Origin of the sequence: Neisseria sp. P0020.S003, assembly GCF_051957095.1 — a bacterium.
Classification (GTDB): Bacteria; Pseudomonadota; Gammaproteobacteria; order Burkholderiales; family Neisseriaceae; genus Neisseria; species Neisseria subflava.
In genome coordinates this window covers 1-1,921 of the sequence record NZ_JBQCWU010000040.1, presented here as the reverse complement: position 1 = coordinate 1,921, position 1,921 = coordinate 1, and the positions used below count along the sequence as shown (strand labels likewise).

Genomic DNA, 1,921 nt, shown 5'->3' with positions numbered 1-1,921 from the left:
CAATCACCTGATCCAACTTCAATAGTGGGAAGCGGTCGATGTGTTTGGCAATCATGGCTTGTGCGGTTTGTTGGAAGAAGGTGCTCATGAGAAATCCCCCTAAATGTCTTGGTGGGAATTTAGGGGATTTGGGGGGATTTTGCAAAGGTGTCAGACGGCCTTTTTCTTGCCGAATCAGGCGGCAGATGCTTTCCAAAAATCGCGCGGGGGGTCGAGCACGGGTTGGACGATGCCGGTGCGCACGGCATAGTCGCCGAAGCCTTCGCCCGGTTCGCGGCCTGTTGCCCAGCCGGCGATCCATTCGCGCAGGATGGCGAGGATTTCGGGTTCGGTGATGTTTTCTTTGTAAAGGCGGGGGATGCGCGTGCCTTGGCGGTTGCCGCCGGCGTAGAGGTTGTAGCGGCCCACGGCTTTGCCCACGAGGCCGATTTCGGCCAGCATGGTGCGGCCGCAGCCGTTGGGGCAGCCGTTGGCGCGCAAAACGATGTGCTCTTCGGACAGGCCGTTTTCTGCCATGATTTCGTCCACATGGTTGAGGAATTGGGGCAGGAAGCGTTCGGCTTCGGCCATGGCCAGCGGGCAGGTGGGCAGGGCGACGCAGGCCATGCTGTTTTCGCGCTGTTTGCTCACTTTGTCGTTGATGAGGCCGTGTTCGCGGGCGATTTTTTCAATTTTGGCCTTGTTGCGGGCGGCCACGCCGGCCACGATGAGGTTTTGGTTGGCGGTGAGGCGGAAGTCGCCTTTGTGGATTTTGGCGATTTCGCGCAGGCCGGTTTTGAGCGGGCAGCCGGGCGCGTCGGTGATGCGGCCGTTTTCGATGAAGAGGGTGAGGTGCCATTTTTTGTCTTCGCCCTGCACCCAGCCGATGCGGTCGCCGCGCGTGGTGAATTCGTAGGGGCGGATGGGCTGGAATTTCGCGCCCATGCGGTTTTCCACTTCGGCGATGAATACTTCCGTGCCCACGCGCTCGAGGGTGTAGCGGGTTTTGGCGGCTTTGCGGTCGCTCCTGTTACCCCAGTCGCGCTGCACGGAAACGACGGCGGCGGCGCAGTCGAGCACTTTGTCGAGCCCGATGAAGCCGAATTCGCGGGCGGTGTCGGGGTAGGTTTTGGTGTTGCCGTGCTCCATGGAGAGGCCGCCGCCCACGAGTACATTGAAGCCGATGAGTTTGCCGTTTTCGCCGATGGCGACGAAGTTTAAGTCGTTGGCGTGCAGGTCTACGTCGTTGTGCGGGGGGATGACGACGGTGGTTTTGAATTTGCGCGGCAGGTAGCTGGCGCCGAGTACGGGTTCGGTGTCGTCGCCGCTTTTCACACCTTCAGCCAGGGGGGCGGTTTCGGTGGTTTCCACTTTTTCGCCGTCGAGCCAGATTTCGGCGTAGGCGCGGGATTTGGGCAGGAGGTGTTCGCTGATTCTCTTCGCCCATTCCCAGGCTTCGCGGTGCAGGCTGCTTTCCACGGGGTTGCTGGTGCACAAGACGTTGCGGTTCACGTCGCCTGCGGTGGCGATGGAGTCGAGGCCGAGTTTGTGCAGCCATTGGTGCACGGCTTTGATGTCGGGCTTGAGGATGCCGTGGTATTGGAAGGTTTGGCGGTTGGTGAGTCGGATGGAGCCGTAGAGGGTGTGGCTGCCGGCGAATTGGTCGATGCCCAGCCACTGCTGCGGGGTAATCACGCCGCCGGGCAGGCGGCAGCGCAGCATGACGTTTTTGAGGTTGTCGAGCTTTTGGTCGTTTCGCTCGGCGCGGATGTCGCGGTTGTCCTGCTCGTACATGCCGTGGAAGCGGATGAGCTGGAAGTTGTCGCCGTTGAAACCGCCGGTGAGGCCGTCGCCGAGGTCTTGGGCGATGGTGCCGCGCAAATGGCGGCTCTGGCCTTTGAGGCGTTCGTTGTCGGCCAGGGGGGTGGCGGGGAGTTTGGCG

2 protein-coding genes are annotated in these 1,921 nt (G+C 61.4%); both read right to left on the bottom strand.

What is annotated here, in order from left to right; translation table 11 throughout:
* On the bottom strand, positions 1 to 196 hold a 196-nt coding region (locus ACTHTQ_RS11205; protein ID WP_440363962.1), incomplete at its 3' end, for a hypothetical protein.
* Entirely contained in the window at positions 175 to 1,899 is a 1,725-nt protein-coding gene (cysI, locus tag ACTHTQ_RS11200; protein ID WP_440363961.1) for an assimilatory sulfite reductase (NADPH) hemoprotein subunit, read from the bottom strand. The genes cysI and ACTHTQ_RS11205, both read right to left, overlap by 22 nt.
* Positions 1,900 to 1,921: the final 22 nt, after the last annotated feature.